The 26385-nt window shown below is 39.2% G+C and carries 26 protein-coding genes and 1 pseudogene; 19 read left to right on the top strand and 8 right to left on the bottom strand.

What is annotated here, in order from left to right; translation table 11 throughout:
- Window positions 1–38 precede the first annotated feature (38 nt).
- From JHD79_RS00450 to dcd, 3 genes are all read right to left on the bottom strand, one after another.
- A complete protein-coding gene (locus tag JHD79_RS00450) occupies window positions 39–803 on the bottom strand; it encodes an enoyl-CoA hydratase/isomerase family protein (RefSeq protein WP_199117110.1) in 765 nt (254 codons plus the stop codon).
- Between the two features lie 64 nt (window positions 804–867).
- Complete coding sequence (locus tag JHD79_RS00445) at window positions 868–3558, bottom strand: TonB-dependent receptor plug domain-containing protein (RefSeq protein WP_199117109.1); 2691 nt, start codon at window positions 3556–3558, stop codon at window positions 868–870.
- Between the two features lie 84 nt (window positions 3559–3642).
- A complete protein-coding gene (gene dcd, locus JHD79_RS00440) occupies window positions 3643–4179 on the bottom strand; it encodes a dCTP deaminase (RefSeq protein ID WP_199117108.1) in 537 nt (178 codons plus the stop codon).
- Between the two features lie 130 nt (window positions 4180–4309).
- On the opposite strand from dcd, the gene JHD79_RS00435 reads away from it, so the two are divergent.
- The 15 genes and pseudogenes from JHD79_RS00435 (at window position 4310) to JHD79_RS00365 (ending at window position 18212) form a co-directional block, all read left to right on the top strand.
- Window positions 4310–4990, top strand: a complete 681-nt coding sequence (locus tag JHD79_RS00435) for a 4'-phosphopantetheinyl transferase superfamily protein (RefSeq protein WP_370583292.1) — start codon at window positions 4310–4312, stop codon at window positions 4988–4990.
- A gap of 52 nt (window positions 4991–5042) precedes the next feature.
- Window positions 5043–5738, top strand: coding sequence for a lipoyl(octanoyl) transferase LipB (lipB, locus tag JHD79_RS00430; protein ID WP_199117107.1), 696 nt, complete (start codon window positions 5043–5045; stop codon window positions 5736–5738).
- Window positions 5739–6005: 267 nt separating this feature from the next.
- Window positions 6006–6824: a hypothetical protein gene (locus JHD79_RS00425; RefSeq protein WP_199117106.1), complete on the top strand. Its 819-nt coding sequence runs from the start codon at window positions 6006–6008 to the stop codon at window positions 6822–6824.
- Window positions 6825–7019: 195 nt separating this feature from the next.
- The gene (locus JHD79_RS00420) at window positions 7020–8048 is read left to right on the top strand and encodes an RHS repeat domain-containing protein (RefSeq protein WP_233164500.1); all 1029 of its coding nucleotides are present in this window, start codon (window positions 7020–7022) and stop codon (window positions 8046–8048) included.
- A 276-nt stretch (window positions 8049–8324) separates the two neighbouring features.
- Entirely contained in the window at window positions 8325–8975 is a 651-nt protein-coding gene (locus JHD79_RS00415) for a hypothetical protein (protein ID WP_199117104.1), read from the top strand.
- Window positions 8972–10030, top strand: coding sequence for a hypothetical protein (locus JHD79_RS00410; protein WP_199117103.1), 1059 nt, complete (start codon window positions 8972–8974; stop codon window positions 10028–10030). The genes JHD79_RS00415 and JHD79_RS00410 overlap by 4 nt, the downstream gene beginning before the upstream one ends.
- 210 nt (window positions 10031–10240) lie before the next feature.
- On the top strand, window positions 10241–10606 hold the full coding sequence (locus tag JHD79_RS00405; RefSeq protein WP_199117102.1) for a transposase: 366 nt from the start codon (window positions 10241–10243) through the stop codon (window positions 10604–10606).
- Window positions 10607–11034: 428 nt separating this feature from the next.
- The gene (locus tag JHD79_RS00400; RefSeq protein WP_199117101.1) at window positions 11035–11358 is read left to right on the top strand and encodes a hypothetical protein; all 324 of its coding nucleotides are present in this window, start codon (window positions 11035–11037) and stop codon (window positions 11356–11358) included.
- Window positions 11316–12032, top strand: a complete 717-nt coding sequence (locus JHD79_RS00395) for a hypothetical protein (RefSeq protein WP_199117100.1) — start codon at window positions 11316–11318, stop codon at window positions 12030–12032. The genes JHD79_RS00400 and JHD79_RS00395 overlap by 43 nt, the downstream gene beginning before the upstream one ends.
- A 188-nt stretch (window positions 12033–12220) precedes the next feature.
- Entirely contained in the window at window positions 12221–12961 is a 741-nt protein-coding gene (locus JHD79_RS00390) for a hypothetical protein (protein ID WP_199117099.1), read from the top strand.
- A 50-nt stretch (window positions 12962–13011) separates the two neighbouring features.
- A pseudogene (locus tag JHD79_RS00385) lies at window positions 13012–13629 on the top strand (RHS repeat domain-containing protein); the annotation flags it as partial.
- An 86-nt stretch (window positions 13630–13715) separates the two neighbouring features.
- A complete protein-coding gene (locus tag JHD79_RS00380) occupies window positions 13716–14075 on the top strand; it encodes a hypothetical protein (RefSeq protein WP_199117097.1) in 360 nt (119 codons plus the stop codon).
- Between the two features lie 126 nt (window positions 14076–14201).
- Entirely contained in the window at window positions 14202–15512 is a 1311-nt protein-coding gene (locus tag JHD79_RS00375) for an IS4 family transposase (RefSeq protein ID WP_199117096.1), read from the top strand.
- 96 nt (window positions 15513–15608) lie between these two features.
- Window positions 15609–16295: a hypothetical protein gene (locus JHD79_RS00370; RefSeq protein WP_199117095.1), complete on the top strand. Its 687-nt coding sequence runs from the start codon at window positions 15609–15611 to the stop codon at window positions 16293–16295.
- A gap of 351 nt (window positions 16296–16646) precedes the next feature.
- On the top strand, window positions 16647–18212 hold the full coding sequence (locus JHD79_RS00365; RefSeq protein WP_199117094.1) for an AAA family ATPase: 1566 nt from the start codon (window positions 16647–16649) through the stop codon (window positions 18210–18212).
- Window positions 18213–18271: 59 nt separating this feature from the next.
- Here the strand turns inward: JHD79_RS00365 and JHD79_RS00360 are convergent, their stop codons facing one another.
- On the bottom strand, window positions 18272–18415 hold the full coding sequence (locus tag JHD79_RS00360; protein WP_199117093.1) for a transposase: 144 nt from the start codon (window positions 18413–18415) through the stop codon (window positions 18272–18274).
- A gap of 43 nt (window positions 18416–18458) precedes the next feature.
- Here JHD79_RS00360 and JHD79_RS00355 point away from each other — a divergent pair, with 43 nt between their 5' ends.
- From JHD79_RS00355 to JHD79_RS00345, 3 genes are all read left to right on the top strand, one after another.
- Entirely contained in the window at window positions 18459–18932 is a 474-nt protein-coding gene (locus JHD79_RS00355; RefSeq protein WP_370583294.1) for a hypothetical protein, read from the top strand.
- A gap of 208 nt (window positions 18933–19140) precedes the next feature.
- Window positions 19141–19599, top strand: coding sequence for a contact-dependent growth inhibition system immunity protein (locus JHD79_RS00350; protein WP_199117091.1), 459 nt, complete (start codon window positions 19141–19143; stop codon window positions 19597–19599).
- 367 nt (window positions 19600–19966) lie between these two features.
- Window positions 19967–20533, top strand: coding sequence for a hypothetical protein (locus JHD79_RS00345; RefSeq protein WP_199117090.1), 567 nt, complete (start codon window positions 19967–19969; stop codon window positions 20531–20533).
- 1067 nt (window positions 20534–21600) lie between these two features.
- On the opposite strand, the gene gap is transcribed toward JHD79_RS00345, so the two are convergent.
- Genes gap through pfkA form a run of 3 tightly spaced genes read right to left on the bottom strand, consistent with a single transcriptional unit; the run spans window position 21601 to window position 24448 of the window.
- Window positions 21601–22599 carry a type I glyceraldehyde-3-phosphate dehydrogenase gene (gene gap / locus JHD79_RS00340; protein ID WP_199117089.1) on the bottom strand — a complete coding sequence of 333 codons (999 nt, stop codon included), beginning with the start codon at window positions 22597–22599 and terminating at the stop codon, window positions 21601–21603.
- 13 nt (window positions 22600–22612) lie between these two features.
- Window positions 22613–23455: a hypothetical protein gene (locus JHD79_RS00335; protein ID WP_199117088.1), complete on the bottom strand. Its 843-nt coding sequence runs from the start codon at window positions 23453–23455 to the stop codon at window positions 22613–22615.
- 6 nt (window positions 23456–23461) lie between these two features.
- The gene (gene pfkA / locus JHD79_RS00330; RefSeq protein ID WP_199117087.1) at window positions 23462–24448 is read right to left on the bottom strand and encodes a 6-phosphofructokinase; all 987 of its coding nucleotides are present in this window, start codon (window positions 24446–24448) and stop codon (window positions 23462–23464) included.
- A 119-nt stretch (window positions 24449–24567) separates the two neighbouring features.
- Between pfkA and JHD79_RS00325 the strand changes: the two genes are divergently transcribed.
- A complete protein-coding gene (locus tag JHD79_RS00325) occupies window positions 24568–25257 on the top strand; it encodes an NUDIX domain-containing protein (RefSeq protein WP_199117086.1) in 690 nt (229 codons plus the stop codon).
- Between the two features lie 168 nt (window positions 25258–25425).
- Here the strand turns inward: JHD79_RS00325 and JHD79_RS00320 are convergent, their stop codons facing one another.
- Entirely contained in the window at window positions 25426–26277 is an 852-nt protein-coding gene (locus JHD79_RS00320; protein ID WP_199117085.1) for an N-acetylglucosamine kinase, read from the bottom strand.
- Between the last annotated feature and the right edge of the window lie 108 nt (window positions 26278–26385).

The raw sequence follows: 26385 nt of genomic DNA, 5'->3' as shown, positions 1-26385 counted from the left end.
TGATAGCCTTTGCACCTAACACTTTTGATTATCGACTTTTAACTTTTGGCTTTTAGTCCGTCTATCAACGATTTTAAGATCGCTCTGGTACTTGGCGACCACCATTGTTTCAACATGATCTCCAGGTCTTTTGTTTGGTCGGCACTGGTATGTGCAATAAGGTCTTTGCGTAAATTGAGCTTGCTCTGTTGCCAAGTATTGGCTTCAAAGGCCATATATTTTCTTACCTTTCTTTCTGCAGCCGTCAGTATGCTTTCCTGTTTTACAATCTCATCAACCAAACCCACCTGCAAGGCTTCTTCCGGGGCAAATAGCTTTCCTGCCAATAGGTTTCGATAGGCATTGGCATGGCCCAACCAAAAGGCATACAGTTTAAAGATACTATCGGGCACAATAATGCCTACGGGCACTTCATTTAGTCCTATAATATATTTGCCTTCGGCCATTACCCTGGCGTCGCAGGCCAAGGCAATTACACAACCACCAGCAGGGCTATGGCCATTAATAGCAGCTACCAAAGGCTTTTTGAAGGCGGTAATCTTTGCGGTAAAATTTAGGAACAGGTGCCAAAAGCTTTTGGCCTCCTCTTCGCTATAATGATAAAGCTCTATTAAATCTAAGCCAGCGGAAAAGAAATGTTCTTTTCCCGTAATAAGCACCCCGCCAATCTGCTCATCGTTTTCAATGTTGTGCAGCATGTCGCCCAATTCGGTCACCATTTCCCGGTTCAACGAATTAGATTTTCCTCTATTTAGCGTAATAATGGCCAGTTTGTCTTTAATAGTGGTTTGAATAGTGTTCATGCTTTCCTTTTAAAGGTTTATTTTATAAAGCTAAAGCATTGAAGTTTATTATGCAAGCATAAATTTATTTAACCTCATAAGTGAGCACTTTCCTGGCCAAACTTCCATTTATATCTATACCTTCTATAACGATCCTATATACTCCTGGAACATCAGTGTTGAAATAACTGATTTTAGCCTTCCCATCATTGTCGGTAGCTAATTGAGGTTCCCAGAAAACGGTGGTTCTGAAATCTGGCCTGCTGTCTGGTTTAACATCATATTTGGGCGAATAAAATTCTTTGACCACGGTGTAGCCTTTAGGAGTATAGTTGATTAAACCAGGTGTATATGGATTTACGGACCTCACTCCGTCGCCCCTTTTTGTGGTAATGACAATCACTCCAGAACCACCGTTCATTCCATAAATTGCGGTGTTGGCAATGCTTTTTAATATTTCTACGGTTTCTATGTCCTGAACTACAATATCGTCAAGGTTAAAGTCGTCACTGCCAAAGTTCATTCCGTCTACCATTACGGTCATTGGTGTTTGACTTCCTCTGGCATAGGCTTTACCGTCCCGAATTTGTACCCCTGCAATACGCCCTTGCAAGTATTGGGATAGGGAGAAGGCTGTTTCCAGGTCTTTTGCCGTAAAAACAGCATCGGCATTTCCTGCGCCATTTAAATTGGAAGAGTTGGAAACGGGTTTCCGTTTTTCTACAATATTTACTTCATCCAATAATATGGTTCTGCTAAGTAGGCCTCTTTTGGTTTGGTCGTCAAAATATTTATTGCTCTCTTCAAGATAGCCCGCTAACGATTGGTTAACATTCACCTCAATGTCGCCCGTATTGGGGTTCTTGGTTACGACCTGGCCCGGCACCACGTCCATTACAATGTCTACAAATTTTCTGTCTTTTTCCGTTCTGGCCTGAACCACAAATTTGGTGCTGTCCAAAAATTCAATTTTGTCGAAGTTGAAGCGGCCTTTTTCATCGGTCAAAGTGTCTGTAGCAAAAAAGCCGCCTGTAAATGAAACGAGCATAATCTTTCCTTTTACTACAGGTTTTCCCCCTTTGGTTACCGTTCCGCTAATCTGAAGTCTCTTTTGGGCAGGAAAAGTAATTGGTGGTTCCTGATTGTCTGAAATCTGTTTCCAGTTAATTTTTCTCCAGCCTTGGGTAAGCAGTAAGTTATCTAGGTCATGACGGGTGGTCTTGTCCTGGTTAAGGAAATAATAGTTTGGTTTTTCTACATAACCAGTCAGGTCTGAGGTCAACAACAAGCGGGTTAGGATATTGCTTTCGTTTTCCGGATCGGGTTTCACTGCGGTGGTATTGGTAACTGCTACAGAAAAACTTCCCAAAACGGGTTTGTTACTATTAGTTGCCGCTACAGAAAATTCTACCTTGCTTCTTTTGGCATAACTGTCTTTCAGGTTTTCGGGACTAATGTTGATCTTATCGGAAATATTGTTGACAAAGACGATCCGTTCGTTCAATGGCACAAACGCACGAGATAATAGAGAAATCTGTACAATGCCAGAAGGTAAGCTGTCTTTGGGAACCGTTAACGAAATAACTTGTTTACTAGAAGACAATGTGGTAGAAAAGTAGACCGTTCCATTGCGCTGGGCAACCAAATAATAATCTTCTTTGTTCAACAGATCTTCAGAAATGTAAACCTTAATGGCCATTTTACTACTGTCTGTATTATTTACCGATAGTATGCAGCCGCTTTTGTCGGCCTTTGGCAGTTCCAGTGTTTTTTCTGTGCCGTTAGCAAAGACCAATTTTGCTTTATAATTCTGGCCTGGGAATGGGTTTAAGAAAAAAGATCCCATACCTAGTTTATTGGTTTCAAAATTGGAAATCTCGGTGCCATCATTATTTAAGATCACCCCTTTGGCAAATTCTCCCAGTCCATTGGTGTTAATGGACTTTATGGCAATTTTGTTGGGCAGGTTCTCTACCAATTTTCCTCCTTCAGGGAAGAATTGTACATCAATATCCTGAGAATTGGTCTTTAATGGAATTTCCTTGGTAATTTTCTGTTTGTTGGGTAGTGTAATGGTGGCGAAAATATGTCCGCTCTTGTAAACATCAGGCTGTTTATTGGTCATGTTTATTACCACTTCGCCTTTAACATTTGTGAGGCCCTTGCCACGTTCCACATTCTTATTGTTCAATTTTACTTCATAGCTTACCTCACAGTTTTGATAGGGGAGGTTTTGCTTATCGCTAAACTGTATGGTTGTGGCTATCTTTTGCTGGTTATTTTCCGTACTAATTACATTGCTCGATTTGGTAAATACCTTGTTTGCCCAAGAATTTCCAATTTTTATGGTTTTGTCGAAAAAGAATTCGGGACCTGCGTTTCTCATCCATTGGGTATAGGCCCTAATTCTGTAGTTACCTTCCTGTAGGGAATCGGTAAGCTTAAAGTTGCCCCAGGTAATGCCAGCTTTCATGGGAAGTAGCACCTGTTTGGCAATAGAATCTTTGTCATTGATCAGCTCAACGTATAGCAAACCACTGTTCATAGAAGGGAGGCCTGTTTTGGCATTTATGGTGTAGGCCTTGAACCATATATCATCGCCAATGGCATAATAGGGCTTGTCCAAATGTAGGTATACCTTCTCTTGTGCTCGTGCACTGGTAATTTGCTCCAGTTTTTTGAGGAAGGTGGCCAGCGGATCCTCTTTGGCCCAAAGAGAGGAGATGCAAAAGATGCTAAAAAGGGCAGCCGTTAATGCTAAAAGTTTGTTTTTCATTGGGTTTTAATGAAATATGGTTTCAAGATACAAAAAGCTATGTCTTTATTTATAAAGTATAGACTGTTTTTTTGGGCAAAAGGTTCAAAAGTTATTTTTCCACATCATACTTTCCACAGGTTTGGTAGTTTTGTTATTGTATTTTGCATTGTTTTTAGTGTTGTACATATTTTCTATTTTGCCTTCTACTACAAAATAGATCAGTTGTCCAATGGGCATGCCTGCATATATTCTTACAGGCTGAACGCATGAAATCTCCAGGGTCCATGTATTGCAAAAACCTACATCGCCCTTGCCGGCAGTAGCATGTATGTCAATACCTAGGCGTCCGGTACTGCTTTTGCCCTCTAAAAAAGGAACATGGCCATGCGTTTCGGTATACTCTACCGTTACGCCCAAATAAAGGGTGCCCGGCTGTAGAACAAAGCCTTCCTTAGGGATTTCAAAATGTGCTATCTGGTTGTGTGATTTGGCATCAAGTACGCGGTCTTTATAGGTGGCCAGGTATTTACCCAAGTGCACGTCGTATGAATTGGTGCCTAAACAGGCTGGTTTAAAGGGTTCGATAATGATAGTGCCTTTGTCTATTTCTTCAAGTATCCGTTTATCTGATAATATCATTTTTAAGTATTTTGGACTAAATTAGGTGAAAATTGGCAAAGCGCAAAGTAGGTGAAGCGGGTAATGAAGGGGTGTTTGGCATGTGGCAACGGGCAGTTTGCAAAGTCTGTTATTTATTGTGCCATGCGCCATGCCAAAAATTCGTTATTTTTGTGGCAATTATTTTGAGATGCCCATAGTTTTCGATATAAAAATTGACCCCCATACCGAACTTGCCGTATGGAAAATTGAGGAAAGCCATAACGAGTTAATGGCCGGGCTACAGCTCAAGCAGCATGAGCTGGATATTATCGTATCGTTTAAGAGCGAAAAAAGGGCGCTGCAGTGGCTAAGCACCAGGCTGTTGCTCAGAACCATGCTCAATACCAAGGAATATATTGATTGCCAGATGGACGATCACGGAAAGCCCTATCTGGTCAATTATGACTATCACATTTCCCTAAGCCACTCTTATGATTATGCAGCGGTAATTATAAGCAAGGATAAAAAGGTGGGGATAGACATGGAACTGATCAAGCATAAGATCAAGCTGGTTAGGCATAAGTTCCTGTCTGATATAGAACTGGCCCAAAAACAAATTGGGAACGACATTGATGGGCTGTACGTTTGTTGGTGTGCCAAAGAGGCCATTTATAAATGGCATGGTAAAAAAGCGTTGGAATTTAAAAGGGATATGCATATAAGGCCTTTTAAGTTAAGAGATAAAGGTATGCTAAAGGCCTTGGTAGATTTGCCAGAGGGTGCAAGGGAACTTACCGTGAATTATTTTAAAACTAAAGATGGCTATATGTTGGGCTATGTCATTGGATAGAAAACACTAAAAAACCAACCAACCAAAAAACGAAAAACCCAACCAACAAAGAATGAACAAGGAAGTAAAATTTATAGATTGGGGATTGACCGATTACCAAGTGGCTTGGGATAGGCAAGAAGGTATTTTTGGAGAAACGGTGGCATTAAAAGTGAAAAACCGTACAGAAAACAGAGATGAGCCTACGCCGAACTATCTTATTTTTTGCGAACACCCACATGTATATACCCTGGGTAAAAGCGGCCATCCAGAAAATTTACTGTTGGATGAGCAGGGCCTGAAGGATAAAGAAGCCACTTACTATAAAATTAATAGGGGCGGAGACATTACCTATCATGGGCCTGGGCAAATTGTGGGCTATCCCATATTAGATTTGGATAATTTTTTTACCGATATACACCTCTACCTACGCACCTTGGAAGAAGCGGTTATACTTACGCTGGCCGAATATGGTATTAAAGCGGGTAGGTACCCCGGCTACACGGGCGTTTGGCTAGATGCAGATAATGACAAGGCCCGTAAAATTTGTGCCATGGGGGTGCGCTGCAGCCGTTGGGTAACCATGCATGGTTTTGCCTTCAACGTAAATGTAGACCTCGACTATTTTAAAAACATAGTGCCCTGTGGTATTGACGACAAGGCTGTAACTTCTATGCAGCAGGAATTAGGCAGCACCCTTGATATGGACGAGGTAAAACGTAAACTGAAAGGACACATTGCCACACTTTTTGGGATGAACCTGTTATAGCCAGCCTTATAAATAATTTTAAAGCCGTTCGAAACTTGTTCGTAAAGGCTTCGGAAAACCATCAATTTTTTAAGAACAGGTATGGCGTAGCCAAGCCTATCATCCATAGTGGCTACAGCATAAATTCGAATTAAGGCCAAAGCACAATACAAGTACAAGCGGACTGAATGTGGACTAATGGTGGAGTAGATGCGGGCTAAAGGCGGACTTTGGAGATAAACCTGAAATGGTTTATCTTTAACAGAAGACCTCTAAAGATACTAAATTATGGCTACTCAACAAAGCTTGGTAAAGCGTTCTGGCAAGCTGGGCAATATGGTGTTCTACCAACGTGAAAAAAAAGATGTGAAAAGACACACCAGTAAACCCTATGAACTTTCGGAAGAAAGTAAAAAAAGCAGCACAGACTTTGGGCGGGCAAGTACTAGTGCAGCATATATCAGAAAAGCTTTTGCCCCCTTGATAGAATACTATGGCTACAGGGGTATTGTAAATCGTTTAAATGCAAGGGTAAATGCCTTGTTTAAAACCATACCCGCTGCCCTAAAAGGTAAAAAAAGCTTGCTGCATGCCAACCTGTCTCAATTGGTTGGATTTGAGTTTAATCCCTATACCAGTTTAGATAAGCTGCTTGCCAAATTTCCACAATACCAGATAGGGGAAGACGGCACTTTGCAAATTGCCATGGAAAAAGAAAAAAGCAGTTTATGGTTTAAAACAAACCCAAAATTCCAGAAAATACTATTGCAGCTCATGATCTTTAATTTTGATTTGGAGGGAGACGACTATGAGGTATTTAAAATGGAAGACCTTGTGATCGATATTTCAATGCCCATTTTTACAGGTGCCAGGGTGGCCATACCAACTACCCAACAAGGTAAAAAGGGATTGTTGGTAGCTTTGGGCGCTTCTTACCGTGATAGGGGCATGACGGGCGACCGCAGGTATTTTGCCTGTCAGATTAATTTTGCGGTGCAGCTAAATAATGGGAAGGTTTTTAGCCCGGCATCGGAAACCAAGGTGCCGCAAAAGAACAAGGAGGAAAAAATAGAAGGCATTAGTTGGGTGCTGGGTGAAGGTGATTAAAGTTTGGGAGCATTTGCTATTTGGGGGTACAGAAATAAATTTATTTGATGACCTATATAGATGCCTCGTAACCTCGACATGACGAATTATTTAACGGGAGTTACAGACAAACAGTCGGCCGCCGAGGTACGCCAGTACATAGGCGGGATAGAGTATGTTGTCAACGGATCCGGTGCAACGATCGATCTTTTACATTTGGACGGGGGCATAGCCAGAAAGAACGGGGCTAGCTACCAGTATGAGTATTTTCTGAAGGACCACCTGGGCAATACCAGGGTAGTGTACAATGAGGCAGGGTCTGTGCTTCAACAGACGGATTATCTGCCCTTTGGCATGGAGATCAACCGTAAGGTCAGTGCACCCAAGATTAACTACACCTACAATGGCAAGGAGCTGCAGGAGGAACTTGGACAGTATGATTACGGCGCAAGGTTCTATGATCCGGTGATCGGCAGGTGGAACGTGGTGGATCCGCTAGCAGAGAAAATGATTTCTATTAGTCCGTATATATATGGAGTTAATAATCCAGCTAACATGATAGATAATGATGGGCGATATGCTGTTTCTGTACATTATAATATAACATATAAGGCATTATTAGCGCTTGGATATTCAAAAAAAGATGCGGATGTAATGGCTCATTATTCAAGTACATATGCCGATCACCCTTCTGTAACAGTTCTCAATTTCGATTATCTTTTGCATGGAGGAGGTAAGAATCCGCAAAAACATAATTACAGAAATGGAATTGACTATTCACTTACAAGTGGGTCTCAAGATGAGTCAAATAGTAGGTGGCATAGCATGATGAGTGATGTTGAAGCAAAAGGAGGGATGAAACAACGAGAGGCACTAGCTAGAGGACTGAAGTTCGGGTGGGACAATGTTTTTGCCTCAGAAGGCGGTAAAAATCTTAAGAAGTATGGGCAAGGTATGCATGCTTTGCAAGATGCGATAGCTCATAACGGAAGAAGGACGGAAGATCACTTGGGACTTAACTTACCGTCTGTGGGAGCAATGTATAATGATATGTATGGTCCAACTGAAAAAGCAGAAAATTTAACGAGATCTGCTGGGATAATTGTTAGATTGATGGCGGGTAAAGAAGTTAAATTCAAAGATAAAGAAGAGTTGGATTTCCAAGGGATGTCTGCTGATCAATTGAGTCGAACAATTGGTATGTTGTTAAAAGCTGGATTTCAGGGAACAATTAATTTTAGATGATAATGAAAACATTAATTCAAGCAAGCCAATGGCTAATAATAATTTTGATTCTCTTTGTTTTATTCACAATATTAGTATATCATGGTTCAGGACATAAAATACCTTTAAATACAGATTTGAAATTTGCTGGAATTGTATTGTCACTAATAGTAATATACATCATATTGATGGTTGTCAGGCGCCGACTATAGATTTAGAAGGTTTCTGGCGTGCTTTAAATGCTGCATCATTACGATTACGGCGCCAGGTTCTATGATCCGGTGATCGGCAGATGGAATGTGGGCCTATGATGCTAACGGCAACTGGTCAACTAGCGATCAGGCTGAGATTGCAGATTTTATAAACACCCACAAAATAAGATACGGTTCATACTATTATCAGGATAGAGAGAAAAGTTTCAAAGAGAGACATCCGGGGAAAAAAGCTCCCGAATATTATATGAGTTATGGTAATAAATATCTGAACAAGTTTAAGAGCGTGAGGAAAACTTTAAGTGATGAAGGTAAACAATGGCTTGACGATGCCTTGTTGAACCTACAATATGAAATGGAAGCAGGTATAGCCAAAAATCCTAACATTGAGTTAGATAATGAGAAATTTCAAGATTTTGCATTTGACACACATGTTAAAGCATATGAAGATGCTGGTATTTTAGACCTTGAAGTTTTAGATAAGGTAAAAATAATGCTAACAGTTGATGCCATTGATCTTTTTTCAACAAGAGGTGTTAAACAAGCAGCAGCCGTGGGAAAAGATCAATTGAAACTTTATAACGATAACAAATTATTTGCATTCGTTCAATTTTCTGGGGCAGTTAAAGATAAAAGGGAAATAAACAGATTAATAACGAACTATGCCAAACAGCAAAAAGTTCCAGTTAAAGAAATTGTACGGTTTATCAATAAATATATCTTTGGTTTAAAATGAGAGCACAAAAAGGGAAATGGGTATTAATAATTTTAGTTATGATTTTCTTAGGATGTGAAAATTTCTACTTGAGCGAAAGTAATATTATAAAAGTAACAAATAGGAGTAAAGGCATTATTTCTGATGTCTTAATCGTAGATGATACTAAATTACTTTCTATCGTTAACCAACATGGCAGGGCGGAATGGAATGATAGTAGCGGAATAGCATCAAGGAATGATACAGCATTCCTCGTTTCAACGGATAACAATGGGAAAGTTCTGAAAGAACAGCAGCTGGGGATTAATGCCAATTGGTTGATTCAAAAAGTAGATTCTTCTATATATATAATGAAATATTCTAAAGATAGAACCTCAATATACAGCCTTAGTGAAAATGGAGACCACCTAAGTTTGATCCTCAATTCGCCATTGTACCTGAGAAGTATCATTAAAAGAGAAAACGACTTGTTTATTTGTGAAGGTAGATTACAATATGATGATAATTATCAACTTTTTGAAGTTTCAAAAAAGAAATATAAAATCTTAAGTCCAGACATAGTAGATCAAGCATTTTCCCACGGTGATGAGATTTTTGAACTTGCTAGAGATAGTGATAGCAAGAGCTATATCTTTCAGAAATTGCTAAAAGGTGAGCAGAAATACTCTAGCCAAACTATTTTAAAATACGATCGGAAGATATTACCCAAAACTGTAAAAGTTTTTGATAATCAAATTTTTACGCTATGTCAGAAGGCAGATAGTGCATTTCTATTAATAGGGGATATGAAAGGCAAAAATGAAGTTGTTAAGGTATTTGGTTCAGAAAACAGAATTTTCCCTAAAATTATGCATGTTTTTAATCATAAAATAGTAATCATGGTCGGAGAACGTGGAACGATAAATGTCGAAAATCATTTCTTTTATAGCGAGGATAATGGCAAAAGCTGGACAGAGATTCAATTGCATAACTCACATTATTCAGGACCTGTCGCTTTTTATGATAATGAAAAAAATAAAAGTATTAAATGTTTGTTAGGTGTAGGCGATGGAAAAATTGAAGAGTTCAATTTTTAGATTACTGAAATCCGACGAAGAATCTGTCTAATATTGGATAGGGGTATACTACCCTGCCTGCCTGCTTTGCAGGATGCAACATCGCCAGCTCATGGGGATTTCAGCAATGGAACGGAAAAGAAAGTGCAGGTCAAATAATTGATCATGTGATACAAGAGCGGTCTTATACGCCTATAACTTTACAGTTTTTGGATAAACCCTTAACTGAAGATGAAAGAACAAGCAATCGCAAGATTTGATTATCCAGAGGAACTCAAGGAAAAGCTGGTAGAGCTTGTGGTCTACCAGAACTATTCCAAGGACGAAGTCGCTAAAAAGTACGGTCTGGTAAATACCTACATGCTGACCAACTGGATTAACGGCTACAAGAAAAAATTAGAGAAAGGAGCCGTAACTTTAGCTCCCATGGAGAAGCCAAAGACAAAAGATGCCGCTGCGCTCAAGAAACGGATTAAGGATCTTGAAAAAGCCCTAGAAAAGGCAAATGTCCTGATTTACGGCCTAAACTCGATGATCGACCACGGCGAAAGGGCGCATAAGGTTCCCATCAGAAAAAAGGGTGGTACCAAACAGTAAAGCTGATCAGGGAGAAACGCATTACAAGGATGGGCGTCGGACCACTTTGTAGATTGTTTGGTAAGAGCCGACAAGCCTATTATGACCATATACAGCATTGCTCGCGTCAGTGCGAGGAATGTGGTGGACCCGCTGGCGGAAGGTACCGATTATTTATCGCCATATAATTATGCGATGAATAATCCAATATTAATGATAGACCCAGATGGTCTTTCAGCAGATACTGTTTATAGTTTAAAGGAAGTATTAATAGTAAATAGTAAAGAGGGTAAAAGTTTTAGATCGAGTAGATGGCTTTTGGTCTCGTCTATGGTACGGTAGCTTTAATGGAGGGAGAGATGCTCAATATAATGGTTATACAGTAGTTGCAGACGCAGATGGATATACCTATACATTGCCTAAGCCTATTGTATTAACAATGCCAGATATTGGAGTTAAGAGCGGCTTTAACACAATTTACTAAAGGCACTAAATTAGGGTTGCCATATATTGGTAAGGCATTTAATGTCTTTAAGAGATACACCAAGGCAGAAAGAGCTCTTATGAAGATTGAGCCTGTTCTAAATGGTATAGATGATCCAAAGTTATTGAGAGCTGTGGAACAAAAAGTGCTTGAATATTCAAAATCGAAAGGTCCAGTAGCAAACATCCGTAATGCGTTTAACCCCAAATGCCCTGATTATGCGGAATATGGGGCTAAAGCATCTCAATGGCTGGAGAAGAATGTACCTCATTGGAAAGAATTATTCTAATAAAAATGAAAGAAACTTATATAAAACTGCCTTTGGCAAGTATACCTTTTTCTGAGATAGGGCTATTGAAAGACTTCAAAATGGAAAATATAAATTGTTCTTATATTTTGCTGAAAGAGCTTAATGGAACAGATAAGTGTTTGGTGAGTGTTTTTTCTCCATTTCATAATGTCGAAGAAAGGGTATTGATGTTTGGTAGGGTATTGTCAGAGATACCGCAGAAAAGAGGAATTGCAAAAGTCTTAAAGACTGATGAGGTAGATTTCGATATTGAGAAGAATGATTTACCGCATCTGAAATATAGTAATAATGGAGATAAATATTCCGGAAATTGGTTTTATACAAAAGATGGGAACTATTTCATTTTCTCCACTATAAAATCAGAATATGAAAAGGTAAAGCATTTAGAAGGAATTTCTGTGTATGCAGATAATATTTTGAGATTAAGGATCGTAATCGAGTTGTTAAAAGATAAAATGAAGGAAAGGAAGGAAGAATTGTCCTTGGATGAATTTAGTGCGATCGCTTTTAAAGTTTTAAGGTCTGATCCTCTTACCAAACGGCTATCAAATGAAGATATCTTGGAAGGAGTATCGAATTGGTTACCTAGTATGTTAGATATACCGCGATTTGAAGATATTCCCATAACTTATAGAGAAAGAGTCAAGGATTGATATATTATATTATTTGCGGTACCCCAATTGGCATATTCTTGTGCCTAGGGTTTGAGGGTTAGATGACTTGTGCCTGTTGTTGACAATTTCTTTGTTTGTTGTTTTGCAGAAGGAGCTGTATGGGCCAGGCAAAAAGGAACCAGGGTACCTGCAAACGGTATTAAAAATTTATAAATCCATTGAATAAAATGAAAACAATACTAATAATGCTTTTGATGGGTTTGTCATCATTAGGTTGCTCCAATCACCCAAAAGATAAAGTAGCCAAAAATGTGCAAACAAAGGAAAAAATCTACATCTTCGGTGATAAAATAAATAGACTTCCAATGGAGAGTGCTATTGCGTTAGATAAATCTAAACTAACTACGTGGCTAATTAATAATTATTTTCATGGGAAAACAATTGATATTGACTTAGCAGAGACTTCCAAGGGCATTGAGATTTTTAAAATAGAGATTAAAGGAGATATAGCCACAAATGTTCCAAGGCACTATACTTTTATCAACGCTTCTAAGGAAAATGGTTATTTGGTACCGATTGAGTTTAATAAAGTTATAAATGTTAATAACGAAATTATGTTTGGAGGTATCTATAATTATAGAGAATACGATTATTACTTTATATATAGCATTGATGGAAAAGATTTAAGATTAACTTTTGATAGTAGAAAGATCAATAAGGAAGGACTCAAAATAGGGTATTATAGAGATGATGAGTGTAGGGAATACCAACCAAATAGATTGATGATTAAATACGATAACAAAGCTTCAATTTCCTTTTATGGCATTATCAAAAAATTTTGTAATGATGGGCAAGATAGAACATCTCAACAAACTCAGCCGATTTCAAAAGAAAAAGTTTTTATACGATTAGATTATAATGGTAAATCTTGGGTTTATAATACAAATTCTGATTATGAATTTTGGTAATGTTATAACTCTTTAGTACTTAGGTTTGTCTTAATCGTTACGACTACGGGGCGAGGTTCTATGACCCGGTGATAGGGCGGTGGAATGTTATTGATCCGCTGGCGGAGATGACAGATGAAATATCTCCATTTGTTTATGCTTTAAATAACCCTGTCCTTATGATTGATCCAGATGGTCTATCAGCAGATACTAGTAAAATAACCACAACCATAAATTTGCTTGGCATAGAAATCACTTCGACAAGAGTAAAAGTCCTACCTGCTGTGGAAGGCTTTTGGTCCCGCCTGTGGTATAGCAGTGCTAATGGAGGAAGAGATGCTCAATATAATGGATACACGGTAGTTGCAGATGCAGATGGTTGGGCATTTACTACCCCTAAGCCTCTAACAGGAACTCCTCCTATTCCTAGTTTTGCAAAAATTGGTAAGGTGTTTAAAGCACTTAGAGTAACTTCTTCTGTTAAGAAGGACGCAAAAATATTAAAATTAGCACAAGAAGCTTTTAAGGGTAATGATAAATTGAGAAAAGAGGCTAATGCACTAATTAAGCAATTACAGAATGGTAATCTAAACCCAGGTATTGGAACTAAAAATATAGGGAAAGCATATTTGAGGCTCGGAGCGCAGGTGGAGCTAGGGTCTATTTTAAAAATGTTGAAAATGGAGTAGAGATTGTAGGATATTCTAATAAAGCAAACCAGCCACAAGTGATAGAGAGAATATTTGAAGTTGCTAGAGATTTATTATATTAAAAAATGGATTACAAAATAATATTTATGTCTAATTATGACGAAATTGATGTGTTGAACGACAACCTAGATATAAAAATAGTCTTGCCTTCCAATCTAGTTTATGCATCGACTTTATATACTGTTTCAAATATAAGGGAGTTAATTGAAAACACAGTTCCTAAATATTTTGTTTCGGACGATATGATAATTGTAAAAGACCTCTCTTATCCATCAATAAATAAAGCAATCATAGATATATTGGAGAAAGACTTGATGCATCTTTGTATGTCTATGATTGGGACAATAAATCAAATATTTACAGGGGCAACTGCATTTGCCGATATTAAAAATTACGGATCTCCCGTAAAAGGTTTTTATCAATAGGAAAGGAGCAAAGTCAGAACCCCATACTAGCGCAAGTGCAATGTCATTAAGTTAAGGAAATTAACACTGGTTAACAACTTATTGTAGCGATTTAGAACATGTTTTATTCGGTTTGCGAAAAAAGACATGGCAAGAAAACCACCGTTTCATTTTGTTGAGCTTAGCCACCAATTTATATCTTCGGAGACCAATATTGAAAAATACAGGACCTGTCCGAAAGATTTTACCAGAAACCGAAAATTTGGCTTTAAAGAGTTATCTTTATTCATGTTGAGGACATTGAAACAAAACATACAGGTCGAATTGCAAAAGTTTCTTGATGACATTAAGAACTGTGTCTACAGCTTTACCACAAGTGCTTTTGTACAGGGTCGTAAAAAGATAAAGCCCGATATGTTCCTTGATCTCAACGCTGCCATCGCCTCTGATTTTTATCAGGACAATGACGATTCGGTACAGCTTTACAAGGGGCACAGGCTGCTGGCTATAGACGGTTCAACAATCAACCTTCCAATAAGCCCAAGTACGATAGCGGAATACGGCTTCTGCAATAATCAGAAAAAGACCGATGATGTGGTTATAGCTAGGGTTTCCATCCTCTATGACGTGCTCAACGAAATTGCCATCGATGGCCGCCTTTCACGTTTTAGCGTAGGCGAGGTCGCCCTTGCCCGCCAACAGCTTCAGCTTGCACAAAGCGGCGATATTGTCATCATGGACAGGGCATACACCAGTTTTGGTGCCATGCACCAGATGGACGGAGATGGGATCCATTTTATATGCAGGTGTAAGATAGCCTATTCCAATGCAACCGAGAATTTTTCGCTTTCGGGAAAGGATGATGATATTCTGGTCCTGAGCCCCAAGCAGAACAGGTCGTTTAATGGCCTGCAATATGATAAAAATGCATCTATTACAGTTAGGATGCTTCGGGTACCCTTGAGCACTGGAGAGCATGAAATCCTGATTACCTCGCTATTGGACGGCAGAGCGTATCCCTACGCAGATTTTAAAGAACTCTACTTCAAAAGATGGGCGATAGAAACCTATTATAACAGGTTTAAGAATATTATAGGCGTAGAACATTTTTCTGGGACAAGCTGCCAGTTTATACTACAGGAATTTTATTGTGCACTGTACATGAGCAACATGCAGGCCATATTGACCATGGATGCACAACAACAGGCGAGGAAAAAATATGGACATCGTGCTTATCAATACAGGATAAATGCATCTTTATCGCTTTGTTTTATCCGCAACAGGCTGATAGAACTCTTTACCGGCAAAACGGGCAAAGAAGCAATGGAGGAACTGGAACAGCTCTTTGTTAAAAACGTTGTACCCATTAGACCTAACAGGAATTTCGACAGAAAAACCGATAGATACAGGCAGAGAACAAAGCCAAAGCAGTTTAAAAATCGAAGAATTAACCTGTGAAACTTTTAACTTAACGACATTGCGCTTGCGCCAGAGGGGGGGCAATGTTATTTGCTTCTATCAAAGCCGAATGTTATCTTAGGGGGAACACCTCATATGAATAAGATAAAGCAAAGTATTCTTATAACTGCTACAGTTGCAGTTCTATTCTTTATGTCCTGTGTAAATAACTCAACCACGACAAGCAAGGTACACACTGACACGGTTAAGACCTCTAATCCAAGTAAACCCTTGTCCAGCTTCCTAAGCTTAAAAGAATTAAACGATTATGCTGCCAAGGCTAAATTGATTGAGACTAATGCTAGAATAGGCAAACCCTTTGGCAAGCTAAGCTATAATAAAGTAATAGCATACGATTTTGAAGGCAGCGGTGAGCCTTATCCCAGTATAATAGATAGCAAAGGTAGATTTGTTCCGGTGGTTGTAAAGCAAAAGGCTCTTACGAAGCATCAAATAGATAAGCTGCTGTCTACATTAGTACAGAAATCAAGCTATGGTGAAACTACCGCATCATGTTTTGAACCTCATTTCGCTGTTGTGTTTTTCAAGGACGATAAAGTAGTAAATCAAATCGATGTGTGCCTTAATTGTAACCGTTTACATTCCACTATAGAAATCCCATCTCAGAGTCATAAGAAGGTCAATAAAGGGACAGAGAATGAATACGCACTGGAAGGGTTGACCGATGTAGGAAGGAAAGCTATTGTTGATTTATCGACCGAGTTAGGCTTTAGATATGGTGAAGACACAAAAAAGAACCGTCATTTAAAGGAAGCCAACTAGCATTAGCACAAACTATTCCCCCTTCTGGTCTAAGTATTTTTGTCTAGCGCAAGCATTAGCGTAACCTGGACAATTTTATCGGTAGCGGTGCTTGTGGCTTAATAGCTGGTAAAGTTTTTTGACCTAGGCCCAAGCGGACGCTTGCGCCAGAGTGGGGGTGAGCAAATCATTTGCAATTAATATTGTATTCTGTTAATTTAGTTGAACTTATGCTCTCAATCCTTTCACTAGTATTTCGTAAAGTTTTAGAGTGTTAATTTAGTTGAGTTACACAAACAAGACCAGTTTTGGTTGACTTTATGTAATAAACTACATAAATATATAAGTTATGTGTGATTTAAATAGACCGTAATGCTAAATCTTCAAAATATAAACGATGCAAAAAGTCGACTGCTAAATTATGACCCAACTACGTTTAATAACGCAGACAATAGTTTTGTAAACTTTGTAAACAAGATTGAAGTAACGGAATTCAGAAACATTCTAAACCTTAATCTTTCATTTGATCATCCTGTCACAGTTCTAACTGGGACAAACAAAATTGGGAAAACAAGTTTGTTGTTACTTTTAGCTTGCAGTCACTACGACTTTATGCGCTATGATGCAACTAAGCCAGAAACAGTACTAAGAAGACACACATGGAAGGATGTAATGCCTTTTACCAATCACGAAAACACCACACGAGAATATAGCTATAAATTATTTTGGAGAATTGGAAATTCACCTAGAGAAGGTATAGCTAAACGTAATCCCGCAACTCAGGCATGGACTGGGGTCGGTAAAGCGAGTTCAGATTTAACTCGTACTAATGCGCAAATTCGAAATAGACAAGTTCGCTTTATTGACCTAGAAAGAATTGCTCCTGCGAGAAACACTTCGAATAGTTTAATGCGAAAAATAGGAATGGCTCAGGCACAAAGAGTTCATGAAGATGTTGAAAGAGCATTTGCTTACATTTTTGATTATCCAAATGTTGAAATATCCACAATAGGCTCTCATATCAATAAAAGTGCTTATTTGATTAACCAACAAGGGACGGCATATTCAAGTTACAATGCCGCATCTGGTGAAGAATCTTTAATAAACATACTTATCGAAATTTTTTCAATCCCTAACAATTCGTTAATTATTATTGATGAATTAGAAGCGGGTTTCCATCCTTATGTTCAGAGAAAATTAGCAGATGTAATATCCTATATTTCCTGGACACAGAAAAAACAATTCATAATTACAACTCACTCACCATCGCTACTTGCCGCTTTTCCGCAAAAATCGAGAAAGTATATTGACAAAAAAGATAATGGAAACTATGAAACAATAAGTAAAATATCTGTTAACGCAGCATTTTCAAAAATGGACTCTCAAGCGTATCCATTGGTGCAATTATATTGCGAAGATGACATTGCCGAATTTATTATTAAAAATATTTTAATCGAGCTAAATCAAACCAATAAATATTTTGATCGCTTAATTAATATCATCAAATCTGGACCAATCGACCAAGTCAAAAACGATTACGACAGACACAAGAGAAACTATAAACAACTTCGCTTGAAAATGGGATTTGCTTGTGTATTTGATGGTGACCATAAAGACCATCCAAATTTTTCAAACTACCATGAAAATCCTGAAGAGTTTGCATTCTTTCTGTACCCGTATATCGCTCCTGAAAAATTTTTAGTTAAAGCATATTTGTTGCAAAACAATAACGTACCACTAAATACTGCGCTTAATTACTCTGACCATCACGCTCTGTTCAAAGAAATGGTCAACCTAGGACTTGCTGTTGATGAAGCACAGGCATTAAACAACTGTTGGGCGGCTTTTAGACAGACTTCTGAATTTAATAAACTATCTGCTGACTTAAAAGCATTTATATTAAAGACGGCTAAGTACTTTTCCGAAACCAATGAATAGAAAAACCACACATAACACGGGTTTTGCGTTAGTGGGTGGACAGTGCCAATAGAAACATTTTAGCAGTTAATAAACGTTGGTGCTGGCAGACCGTACTTTTTAGCGACTTCGTCCTTGGAATAGTTCTGGTAGACCACAAGCTCTACCAGCTTTTCCTTGAGTTCCTCTGGATAATCAAATCTTGCAATTGCATTTTCTTTCATCTTCAGTTAAGGGTTTATCCAAAAACTGTAAAGTTATAGGCGTATAAGACCCTTACGTAGTCATAAGTTTAAAAGCTTTCCTTGGGTGTTTCCTATGATGAAGAGGTTGGGCGTAAATGACCCAAACGTTATTCTTGCCTTAACAAATTCGTCTAGTGACCCTATTAAATTTCTAGACCAGCTGAAACAGATTTGTTTCTATGTTGAGGCTGTCAAAGAGCAGAAGAAATGCGTTTGGTGGTTGCCATCGGAAATAACTGATGAACAACTAGCTAAAGTGTATCTTGGTACTGCTTATGAAGTTGTCATGGACGATAGGATTAAGTGGACACCGGAAGCCTTGGAAGTGTTTAAACGACATGCAAAGTATGAGAATGAGATTGCGGTATACGCAGACATGCTGGGTTACTACACCGAACTTTTTAACAGTGGACATATCACTGAAGACCGTTTCTTAAAACTTAAGACAAACATTCAGAACTCATCTCCGGTTAAGGATATGCCAAGCGATAAATAGTGTAACACAGTATGCATCACTTAAGGAATCATGTTTTGCCGCTCGCTATCAATTCATAGATAACCATATATGTGCACTTACCTCTTACAAGCTTAAGCCATTACACATCAATTGAAACTGCTTAGCTTTTAAAGAGTAGTATTGCACTACAATCTAAAGCATCAACACCAATGTTGGAGGTGTCAATTTAAAGTTAAATATTAGAAGTATGTTTAAAGTATTGATTAGCCTCTTTGGGGAAAGAAAGCCTAAGGCGTCTGAACAGAAACGTATTTCAGCTACACTGTATCCAGATAGAATTAATATTGATACCTTTCATAAAGTAAAAGCTGGTTATTGGACATCCAAAGCTGATGTAACTATATTGGCTGAAGATATATCCAATGACGAGTTGGGGGCTATAATCCGAAAGCATTTAGAATTGACAAGGTACAATCTTAAAGACCGTACCCAATATGAATTTAAAGAGGCGACTAAAGCGTTTGTTAAGGCGCATGGATTTAAAACTATGAAAGCATTGTATGCTAATGCAAAACATTTAAGCGTATCAGCTACTGATCAAGAGATAAAAGTAGAGCCTAATGTCAACGGTGGCTCATCAGGTGAGCAACGAGGCTTCAGAGGAATCGATACGCAAAGTACTTGTTCTAAGTGGAGATGTAGATAATGAAGAATTAGGGTTGAAGGTTCGTCAAGCATGGGAGCCGTGCGAGTCGCTCGTTTAAGAGATGCCATACCTTGGACCTTACAAACAGGTAAGTTAAATAGTTCGCTTGCTTCTTAAAAGCTAAACCATTGCACATTAACTTACACTTATTGAGCTTATAAAAGATAAGGTTGGAGAATCAACTACAGTATCAATAACCCTAGCAATGCCTTCAACCAAACTTCAATACCAATCAAAAGAGAATGTCTATCTATCAGTCAATCCAAAAATCTGTAAAGTCCAATTAAATAGAGGTATATGACAAAATCTTGGATGAACTTTAATACTTCTATCTGTATATTAGCAACAGTTAAAAATACATTAGAATATGAAGAAACGCTCTTACAATACACTATTCTTTATTTGTTGTCTAATGCTACTTGGATGTGCAAAGAAGCAAGTTGAATTAAAAGGATGGTGGGTTATCGACAGAATGTATAACGAGAATGGAGAGATCTTCGTAAGAAGTCAGACTTCAAAAATCATCATGCAGTCTATCGGTTACGAGGACAAACATACTGTTGAGTTTGTTTCTAATTATACGATACACGTGCCTGGTATATACTCTAGAGATGTGCCTTTTAAATGGGATATAATAAGGGATAGCCTAATCCTGACAGCGGATACCAACTTGATATTGAAAGAATATAGCTTGGATACTCTGCCAGTGTTTGATGCTAATAAAAGAAGAATGTTGAGGCGAGCTAACTACCTAAAGTTAAGGCAGGTCGACACTTTGAAGCATCTGTTTAACACTATTGATTTTTATCAGGGCAAATATAGCATCACTTCGTTTGAAGATGGTCTTGACTTGGTTTCAAAGAACAAAGGGATAAAGCTACTGAACATGGATATACTGACTAAGCGTAGACTGGATGAAATAATGCCACGATAGCAATCCAAAATCTGTCTAACCCCCTTAAGTAAACGATATTGATTAAATCTTGGATAGAAGAAGGAAAGGAAGTTAATCTATCTATTAATACACTCCCCAAATTTAACCTTTCTCCCGGATTGATCCGACAAATACCATAAAACCCCTATAAAAAAGAAAAGAGATATCGCATCCACGCATATCTCTCTTTCTAACCAAATATAAACCTGTATGAACGGGTTATCTTTTATTCCAATTAAGGGAATGATCTAATTTTAAATATCAGTCATCAACCGATGAACAAATGTAGGAATTAAATTTGTTAGTGTAAAAAGTACACTAAGAAAATTTTATTTTGCCATTCTTTATGACAATTCCATGACTTTTTGCGGGTTATCATGATCATATCCTATCATTTTTGGCTATAATACGCCAATTGTACCGCTTTGCTCCGCAAATACGATCAGATTAACGCAAATCTACCAAATTCATTGCAGATCATTTCATCAAATAAATTTGTTCATATGGTATTTAACTTTTCTTAACATAAGCTAGGGCCTAATGATTTTTCGGGAGCTGTTTAGCATCGCATATTGCCCTGCGATTTTGGTGGCCAAAATGATGGTTTTCTTACTGGACCCTAAGAGAAGGCCATTGTTATTTTGAACTTAAGGGCGAGGAGTGGAGCGGCACGAAATAACCTATGTGTCTTTTAAGCCGATTTTAGCAGAACAAAGGGCCTATGCCCTGGCCTCACCATTCGGAAAAATAACATTCTTCTTAGTAGCCATAGGGCCCATTCGTTTAGGCTAAGGGCCTATAAAATGCCTTAAAGCAAAAAAAGAGGAATAAAAAAAGAGGACGTCCAAAAAACACCGCTATTTCCCTGAAAGCTAATTGCAGTATTTAGGTTGCTTTAAGATGAGGGCGTCCAAAAACGGTCTTCGTCATTTCGAAATGGAACAAAGTGAAATGAGAAATCTACTTCAAAAGCACTTCTGAAATAGATTTCTCCTCGTGCCTTGTCGAAATGGCGGTAACATTTGATTTTTTAGACACCCTCTTGATCAGCTAAAAGCCGTAAGAGATTAGATAAACTTGTTTACCTCTTGGGCCAGATCAATAATTTTGTTAGAATAACCCCACTCGTTATCGTACCAAGACACTACTTTTACGAAGTTATCGTTCAAAGAAATACCTGCTTTGGCATCGAAGATAGAAGTACGGGCATCGCCCAAGAAATCGGTAGAAACCACTTCATCCTCAGTGTAACCTAAAATACCTTTCAATTCGCCTTCTGAAGCTGCTTTCATGGCTGCTTTGATGGTTTCGTAAGAAGCGCCTTTTTCCAAACGTACTGTTAAATCTACTACAGACACGTCGGCGGTAGGAACGCGGAACGACATACCAGTCAACTTACCTTTCAACGAAGGCAATACCAAGCCTACAGCTTTGGCAGCACCAGTAGAAGAAGGGATAATGTTCTGGTAAGCACCACGGCCACCTCTCCAGTCTTTGGCCGAAGGACCATCTACCGTTTTTTGCGTAGCGGTAACTGCATGTACCGTGGTCATCAAACCTTCTGCAATGCCAAAATTATCGTGCAATACCTTGGCAATAGGCGCCAAACAGTTGGTGGTACAGGAAGCGTTAGATACGATGTGCTGATCTGCCTTTAATTCCTTATGGTTAACGCCCATTACAAAAGTAGGGGTATCATCCTTTGCCGGAGCCGACATGATCACTTTCTTGGCACCAGCCTCCAAGTGTTTTTGCGCAGTGTCCTGTGTTAAGAACAAGCCGGTAGATTCGATAATAACTTCGGCACCCACTTCATTCCATTTCAGGTTGGCAGGATCTTTTTCAGCCGTTACACGGATGGTTTTTCCGTTTACCACTAAATTACCATCTTTCACCTCTATCGTTCCGTCAAACTGACCATGTGTCGAATCATATTTCAACATATAGGCCATATAATCAGGCTCTACCAGGTCGTTAATACCTACTACTTCAATATCATTGCGTTTTACAGCGGCTCTGAAAGCCAATCGGCCAATACGGCCAAATCCGTTTATTCCTATTTTCATTTTTCTAACTTTTCTAATTGGTGTAATAATTAAGTATATTATGTATGGGTTCTTTGGTAATAGACATGATGTTGAGATCGTACTTGGCGGCCATTAAGCGCAGGCGGTCCTGGAAACTGCCCGCTACCGAGCCCACAAAGTGAATTTCCTCTTCGGGATGTTTCTGTTGGGTAGGGAGGAGGTAGGTGGTCAGGTATTTTTCAAAACTTTCGTCTACCAGTTGTTGTATGTACTTGTGTTCGCGGTTTTCGAGGTAAAAATCGAGGAACGAGCTAAGGTAGGTCTGTGCATTGGGTTTTCGGTACACCCGTTCCAAAATGCTAGGACGGTCTAAGTTGTACCTGATTTCCATCTTGCTCTTGAGTTCCTGTGGCAATCGGTCTTCCAGAAAGTGTTTCAGCAGCATTTTGCCAAAATGGTTGGCAGAGCCTTCATCGGCCAGGATATAACCCAGGCCATAATTGTTCTTTTCTGGTTTTTTGCCGTTAAAATAGGCACAGTTGGCCCCACTGCCCAAAATACCTACAATGCCCGATTTGTTGTGGCAGGCCGCAATGGCTGCGCCATACAGGTCGTCCTTTACCTTGATCTTGCTGTTTACAAAAAACAGCCCCAGGTTGGTGGCCAGTTCCTGTTGCTTGTCCTTACTGGAAGCACCTGCGGCAAACACATAGATCTTTTTGATGCTCTCCGCATGGTTGATCAGCAGCGGGTCCTTGCCCAAGAGCTGCAGCAATTGCTTCTGGTCGTTAAAACAGGGGTTAATGCCAGGGGTAGTGGTTTCCAGGTTGGGCTTGCCCTCTTGGGCTATTTTCCAACAGGCATTTTTCGATCCGCTATAGATTACTGCTATCATGGTGCCTTAAATGGATAAAACATGCGTCATTTCCAACAGATCTTCCTCGAGCTTATAATTATGGCTTTCCAGGGCTTCGCTCAAAGAAGTGAGCTTGATCTGGTTGCCGAATAGCCCCACCATTTTCATGGTTTCGCCATTAATAAGCGCATTGGTAGCCGCAAAGCCGAGCCTACTGCCCAAAATACGGTCGAAACCGCTGGGGCTGCCGCCACGTTGCAAATGTCCTAAAATGGTCACTTTGGTATCGTAATGGGTAAACTTACGTTTCACGCTCTTGGCAATATCATAGGCGCCACCATATTTGTTCCCTTCAGAAACAATGACAATGCTCGACGATTTTTTGGTAGAAGCACCCTCCTTAAGTTTGGTAATCAGTTCCTTAAGCGAGGTTTCCCTTTCTGGCAGCAATACCGCTTCGGCACCGCTGGCAATGGCGCTCCTTAGGGCAATACAGCCAGAATCACGTCCCATTACTTCCACAAAGAACAGCCTGTCGTGAGAATCGGCCGTATCCCTTATTTTGTCTATCGCTTCGATCACCGTATTAATGGCCGTGTCATAGCCAAGGGTGAAATCAGAGCCATATAAATCGTTGTCTATGGTGCCCGGTACGCCAATTACATTGATGCCGAATTTTTCGCCAAACCTTTTGGCCCCGGTAAAAGTTCCATCGCCACCAATCACCACCAAACCGTCTATGCCTTTTTCCTGAAGATTTTTAAAAGCGATTTCCATTCCGGAATCTTCCTTAAAGGCAAGGCATCGGGCTGTTTTGAGTATGGTGCCGCCCAAGTGTAAAATATTGCTTACAGAGCGGGCGTCCATGGAAATGATATTGTTATTGATTAAACCTTGGTAGCCTTGGATTACGCCGAACATATTTTTGCCATGATAGATTCCGGTGCGTACAACGGCTCTAATACAAGCATTCATGCCCGGAGCATCCCCTCCAGAGGTTAATACTGCTATGTTCTTAATATTTGGTTTCATTCTGATTATACGAATATAACGTGTATTTTTTACACTAAGTAATTTTTTTTCAAAAAATTTATGAATTAACGGAATAAGTGTCTTTATTTTGTTCCATATTTAAATAAAACGTTATAGTTTTGAAAGAGGTATTACCAGGATTTAATTTTGCAGTGTCTATTGACTGTGTGTTGTTTGGATTCGACGGAAACGAACTGAAGATATTGTTGATAGAAAGAAACGAAGAGCCATTTAAAGATTGGTGGGCTTTGCCAGGTAACCTGGTAAATGAAGAAGAGAGTACCGACGAGTCGGCCTTTCGTATTTTACGGGAACTGACCGGCCTTTCGGATATCTACATGGAACAATATTATGCCTTTGGCGATGTAAACCGACATCCGCAGGGCAGGGTAATTTCGGTAGCCTATTATGCCATGTTGAGGTTGGGCGGCGAAAAGCCCTTAAAACCACTGACCAGTTATGCCAAAAAAGCACAATGGGTTAATGTAGCCAATCTTCCCAAACTAGCGTTCGACCATCAGCACATTCTGGACAAAGGCCTGGAAAAGATCAAGCGTAGAATTAAACATTTGCCCTTGGCCTTTGAACTGTTGCCCGAAAAATTTACCCTTACACAAGTGCAGAGTGTTTACGAGCTCATTTTGGGCAAGAAATTAGATAAACGTAACTTTAGGAAAAAGATCTTGAGCTTTAAGGTACTTAAGGAACTGGATGAAAAGCAAAGGGGTGTTTCCTTTAGGGCTGCCACCCTTTATAAGTTCGATAAACGAAAATACAACAAACTTTTTGGGAAGGAAATTTCCTTCTAGGCAAGACGTAGAGCCGTAACCTCATTTTGATCCAAAACTCATGTAAATGAGATCGATATGGTGGGTTTTACGGAAATGAGTTTAGCGTTTTTGGACAAAGCCATATAAAGCATTCAGCCTTACCATGATCATGGTAAGGCTGAACTTTTAGACCTGTATTTAGGTGGTTTATTTTTTAGATAAGTGGTAGTCTACCAGGTCGTCTATTGGCGAACGGATAATCTTGCCAACGCCCATTTCATATTTATCGGCAATTACACTTAACCTATCCCTAAAACTATAACCAACCGAGCCTACACAGTTCAGTAAATGTTTTTTATAGTTGGGATAATGCACCACCAATTTTTCGAAAAATGCCGTAAATGCCGTATCGATCACATCCTCTGTATATTCAGGATATACGGTTTTAAAATCATATAAGAACTTACTGAAACTGGCACAGAAACGATTGGGAAGCGGTTTATTATAAATGTTATCGAAAATATCTTCGTTGGTTAAACCATAGATGTTGAAGAAACTTTCGCTCAGTCCTTTGGGCATAAAACCTTTCATGTAGTCGGCCAAGATGCGTTTGCCAATATTGCTGCCGCTACCCTCATCGCCCAGGAAATAGCCTAGGGAATCGATGTTCAGGGTAATTTCTGCACCATCGTATAGACAGGTATTGGTTCCGGTACCCAAAATGGCGGCAAAGCCAGGCTCGTCGCCCAAAAGTGCACGGCATGAAGCCAAAAGATCGTGGTCAATGTGGATTTGTGCATTCACAAAAACTTTTTGCATGGCATCGCCAACTATTTTCTTGTTGGTGTCGGTAGAACAACCTGCTCCATAATAGTATACTTCCTGTAGCTTATCAGCATCGAGGCTGTCGGGCAAAGAGCTTCTCAGTGAACTTTCAATGTACGCTCCTTTTGCGAAATAGGGATTGTAGCCTTCAGTATTGAAATGGATTTTTCTTCCGGCTTCGTTGATCAGGCACCAGTTGGTTTTGGTAGAACCTCCGTCTGCAATAAGTCTCATTTTTTGGTTTGTTAAGTTATGTAATTTGTAAAAAAGTTTGGCAATATATTAGGCTTTTGTGGAAATTAAAAATTAATAACAAGTTTTTTATTCCTTAACATTTATTTC

The organism is Pedobacter sp. ASV28, from assembly GCF_016428855.1.
Taxonomy (GTDB): domain Bacteria; phylum Bacteroidota; class Bacteroidia; order Sphingobacteriales; family Sphingobacteriaceae; genus Pedobacter.
This window is presented reverse-complemented; position numbering and strand designations above follow the sequence as displayed.

Excerpts from the sequence above, each read along its gene's own strand:
- JHD79_RS00435 (WP_370583292.1), top strand. The coding sequence starts at position 4,310 with ATGCCAAAAATTCGTTATTTTTGTGGCAATTATTTTGAGATGCCCATA.
- JHD79_RS00365 (WP_199117094.1), top strand. The coding sequence starts at position 16,647 with ATGCTAAATCTTCAAAATATAAACGATGCAAAAAGTCGACTGCTAAAT.
- JHD79_RS00360 (WP_199117093.1), bottom strand. The coding sequence starts at position 18,415 with ATGAAAGAAAATGCAATTGCAAGATTTGATTATCCAGAGGAACTCAAG.
- pfkA (WP_199117087.1), bottom strand. The coding sequence starts at position 24,448 with ATGAAACCAAATATTAAGAACATAGCAGTATTAACCTCTGGAGGGGAT.
- JHD79_RS00450 (WP_199117110.1), bottom strand. The coding sequence starts at position 803 with ATGAACACTATTCAAACCACTATTAAAGACAAACTGGCCATTATTACG.
- JHD79_RS00405 (WP_199117102.1), top strand. The coding sequence starts at position 10,241 with ATGAAAGAACAAGCAATCGCAAGATTTGATTATCCAGAGGAACTCAAG.
- JHD79_RS00345 (WP_199117090.1), top strand. The coding sequence starts at position 19,967 with ATGAAGAAACGCTCTTACAATACACTATTCTTTATTTGTTGTCTAATG.
- JHD79_RS00445 (WP_199117109.1), bottom strand. The coding sequence starts at position 3,558 with ATGAAAAACAAACTTTTAGCATTAACGGCTGCCCTTTTTAGCATCTTT.
- JHD79_RS00390 (WP_199117099.1), top strand. The coding sequence starts at position 12,221 with ATGAAAACAATACTAATAATGCTTTTGATGGGTTTGTCATCATTAGGT.
- JHD79_RS00350 (WP_199117091.1), top strand. The coding sequence starts at position 19,141 with ATGTTTAAAGTATTGATTAGCCTCTTTGGGGAAAGAAAGCCTAAGGCG.
- JHD79_RS00425 (WP_199117106.1), top strand. The coding sequence starts at position 6,006 with ATGGCTACTCAACAAAGCTTGGTAAAGCGTTCTGGCAAGCTGGGCAAT.
- gap (WP_199117089.1), bottom strand. The coding sequence starts at position 22,599 with ATGAAAATAGGAATAAACGGATTTGGCCGTATTGGCCGATTGGCTTTC.
- lipB (WP_199117107.1), top strand. The coding sequence starts at position 5,043 with ATGAACAAGGAAGTAAAATTTATAGATTGGGGATTGACCGATTACCAA.
- dcd (WP_199117108.1), bottom strand. The coding sequence starts at position 4,179 with ATGATATTATCAGATAAACGGATACTTGAAGAAATAGACAAAGGCACT.
- JHD79_RS00335 (WP_199117088.1), bottom strand. The coding sequence starts at position 23,455 with ATGATAGCAGTAATCTATAGCGGATCGAAAAATGCCTGTTGGAAAATA.
- JHD79_RS00415 (WP_199117104.1), top strand. The coding sequence starts at position 8,325 with ATGTGGGCCTATGATGCTAACGGCAACTGGTCAACTAGCGATCAGGCT.
- JHD79_RS00395 (WP_199117100.1), top strand. The coding sequence starts at position 11,316 with ATGGCTGGAGAAGAATGTACCTCATTGGAAAGAATTATTCTAATAAAA.
- JHD79_RS00410 (WP_199117103.1), top strand. The coding sequence starts at position 8,972 with ATGAGAGCACAAAAAGGGAAATGGGTATTAATAATTTTAGTTATGATT.
- JHD79_RS00375 (WP_199117096.1), top strand. The coding sequence starts at position 14,202 with ATGGCAAGAAAACCACCGTTTCATTTTGTTGAGCTTAGCCACCAATTT.
- JHD79_RS00380 (WP_199117097.1), top strand. The coding sequence starts at position 13,716 with ATGGATTACAAAATAATATTTATGTCTAATTATGACGAAATTGATGTG.
- JHD79_RS00370 (WP_199117095.1), top strand. The coding sequence starts at position 15,609 with ATGAATAAGATAAAGCAAAGTATTCTTATAACTGCTACAGTTGCAGTT.
- JHD79_RS00320 (WP_199117085.1), bottom strand. The coding sequence starts at position 26,277 with ATGAGACTTATTGCAGACGGAGGTTCTACCAAAACCAACTGGTGCCTG.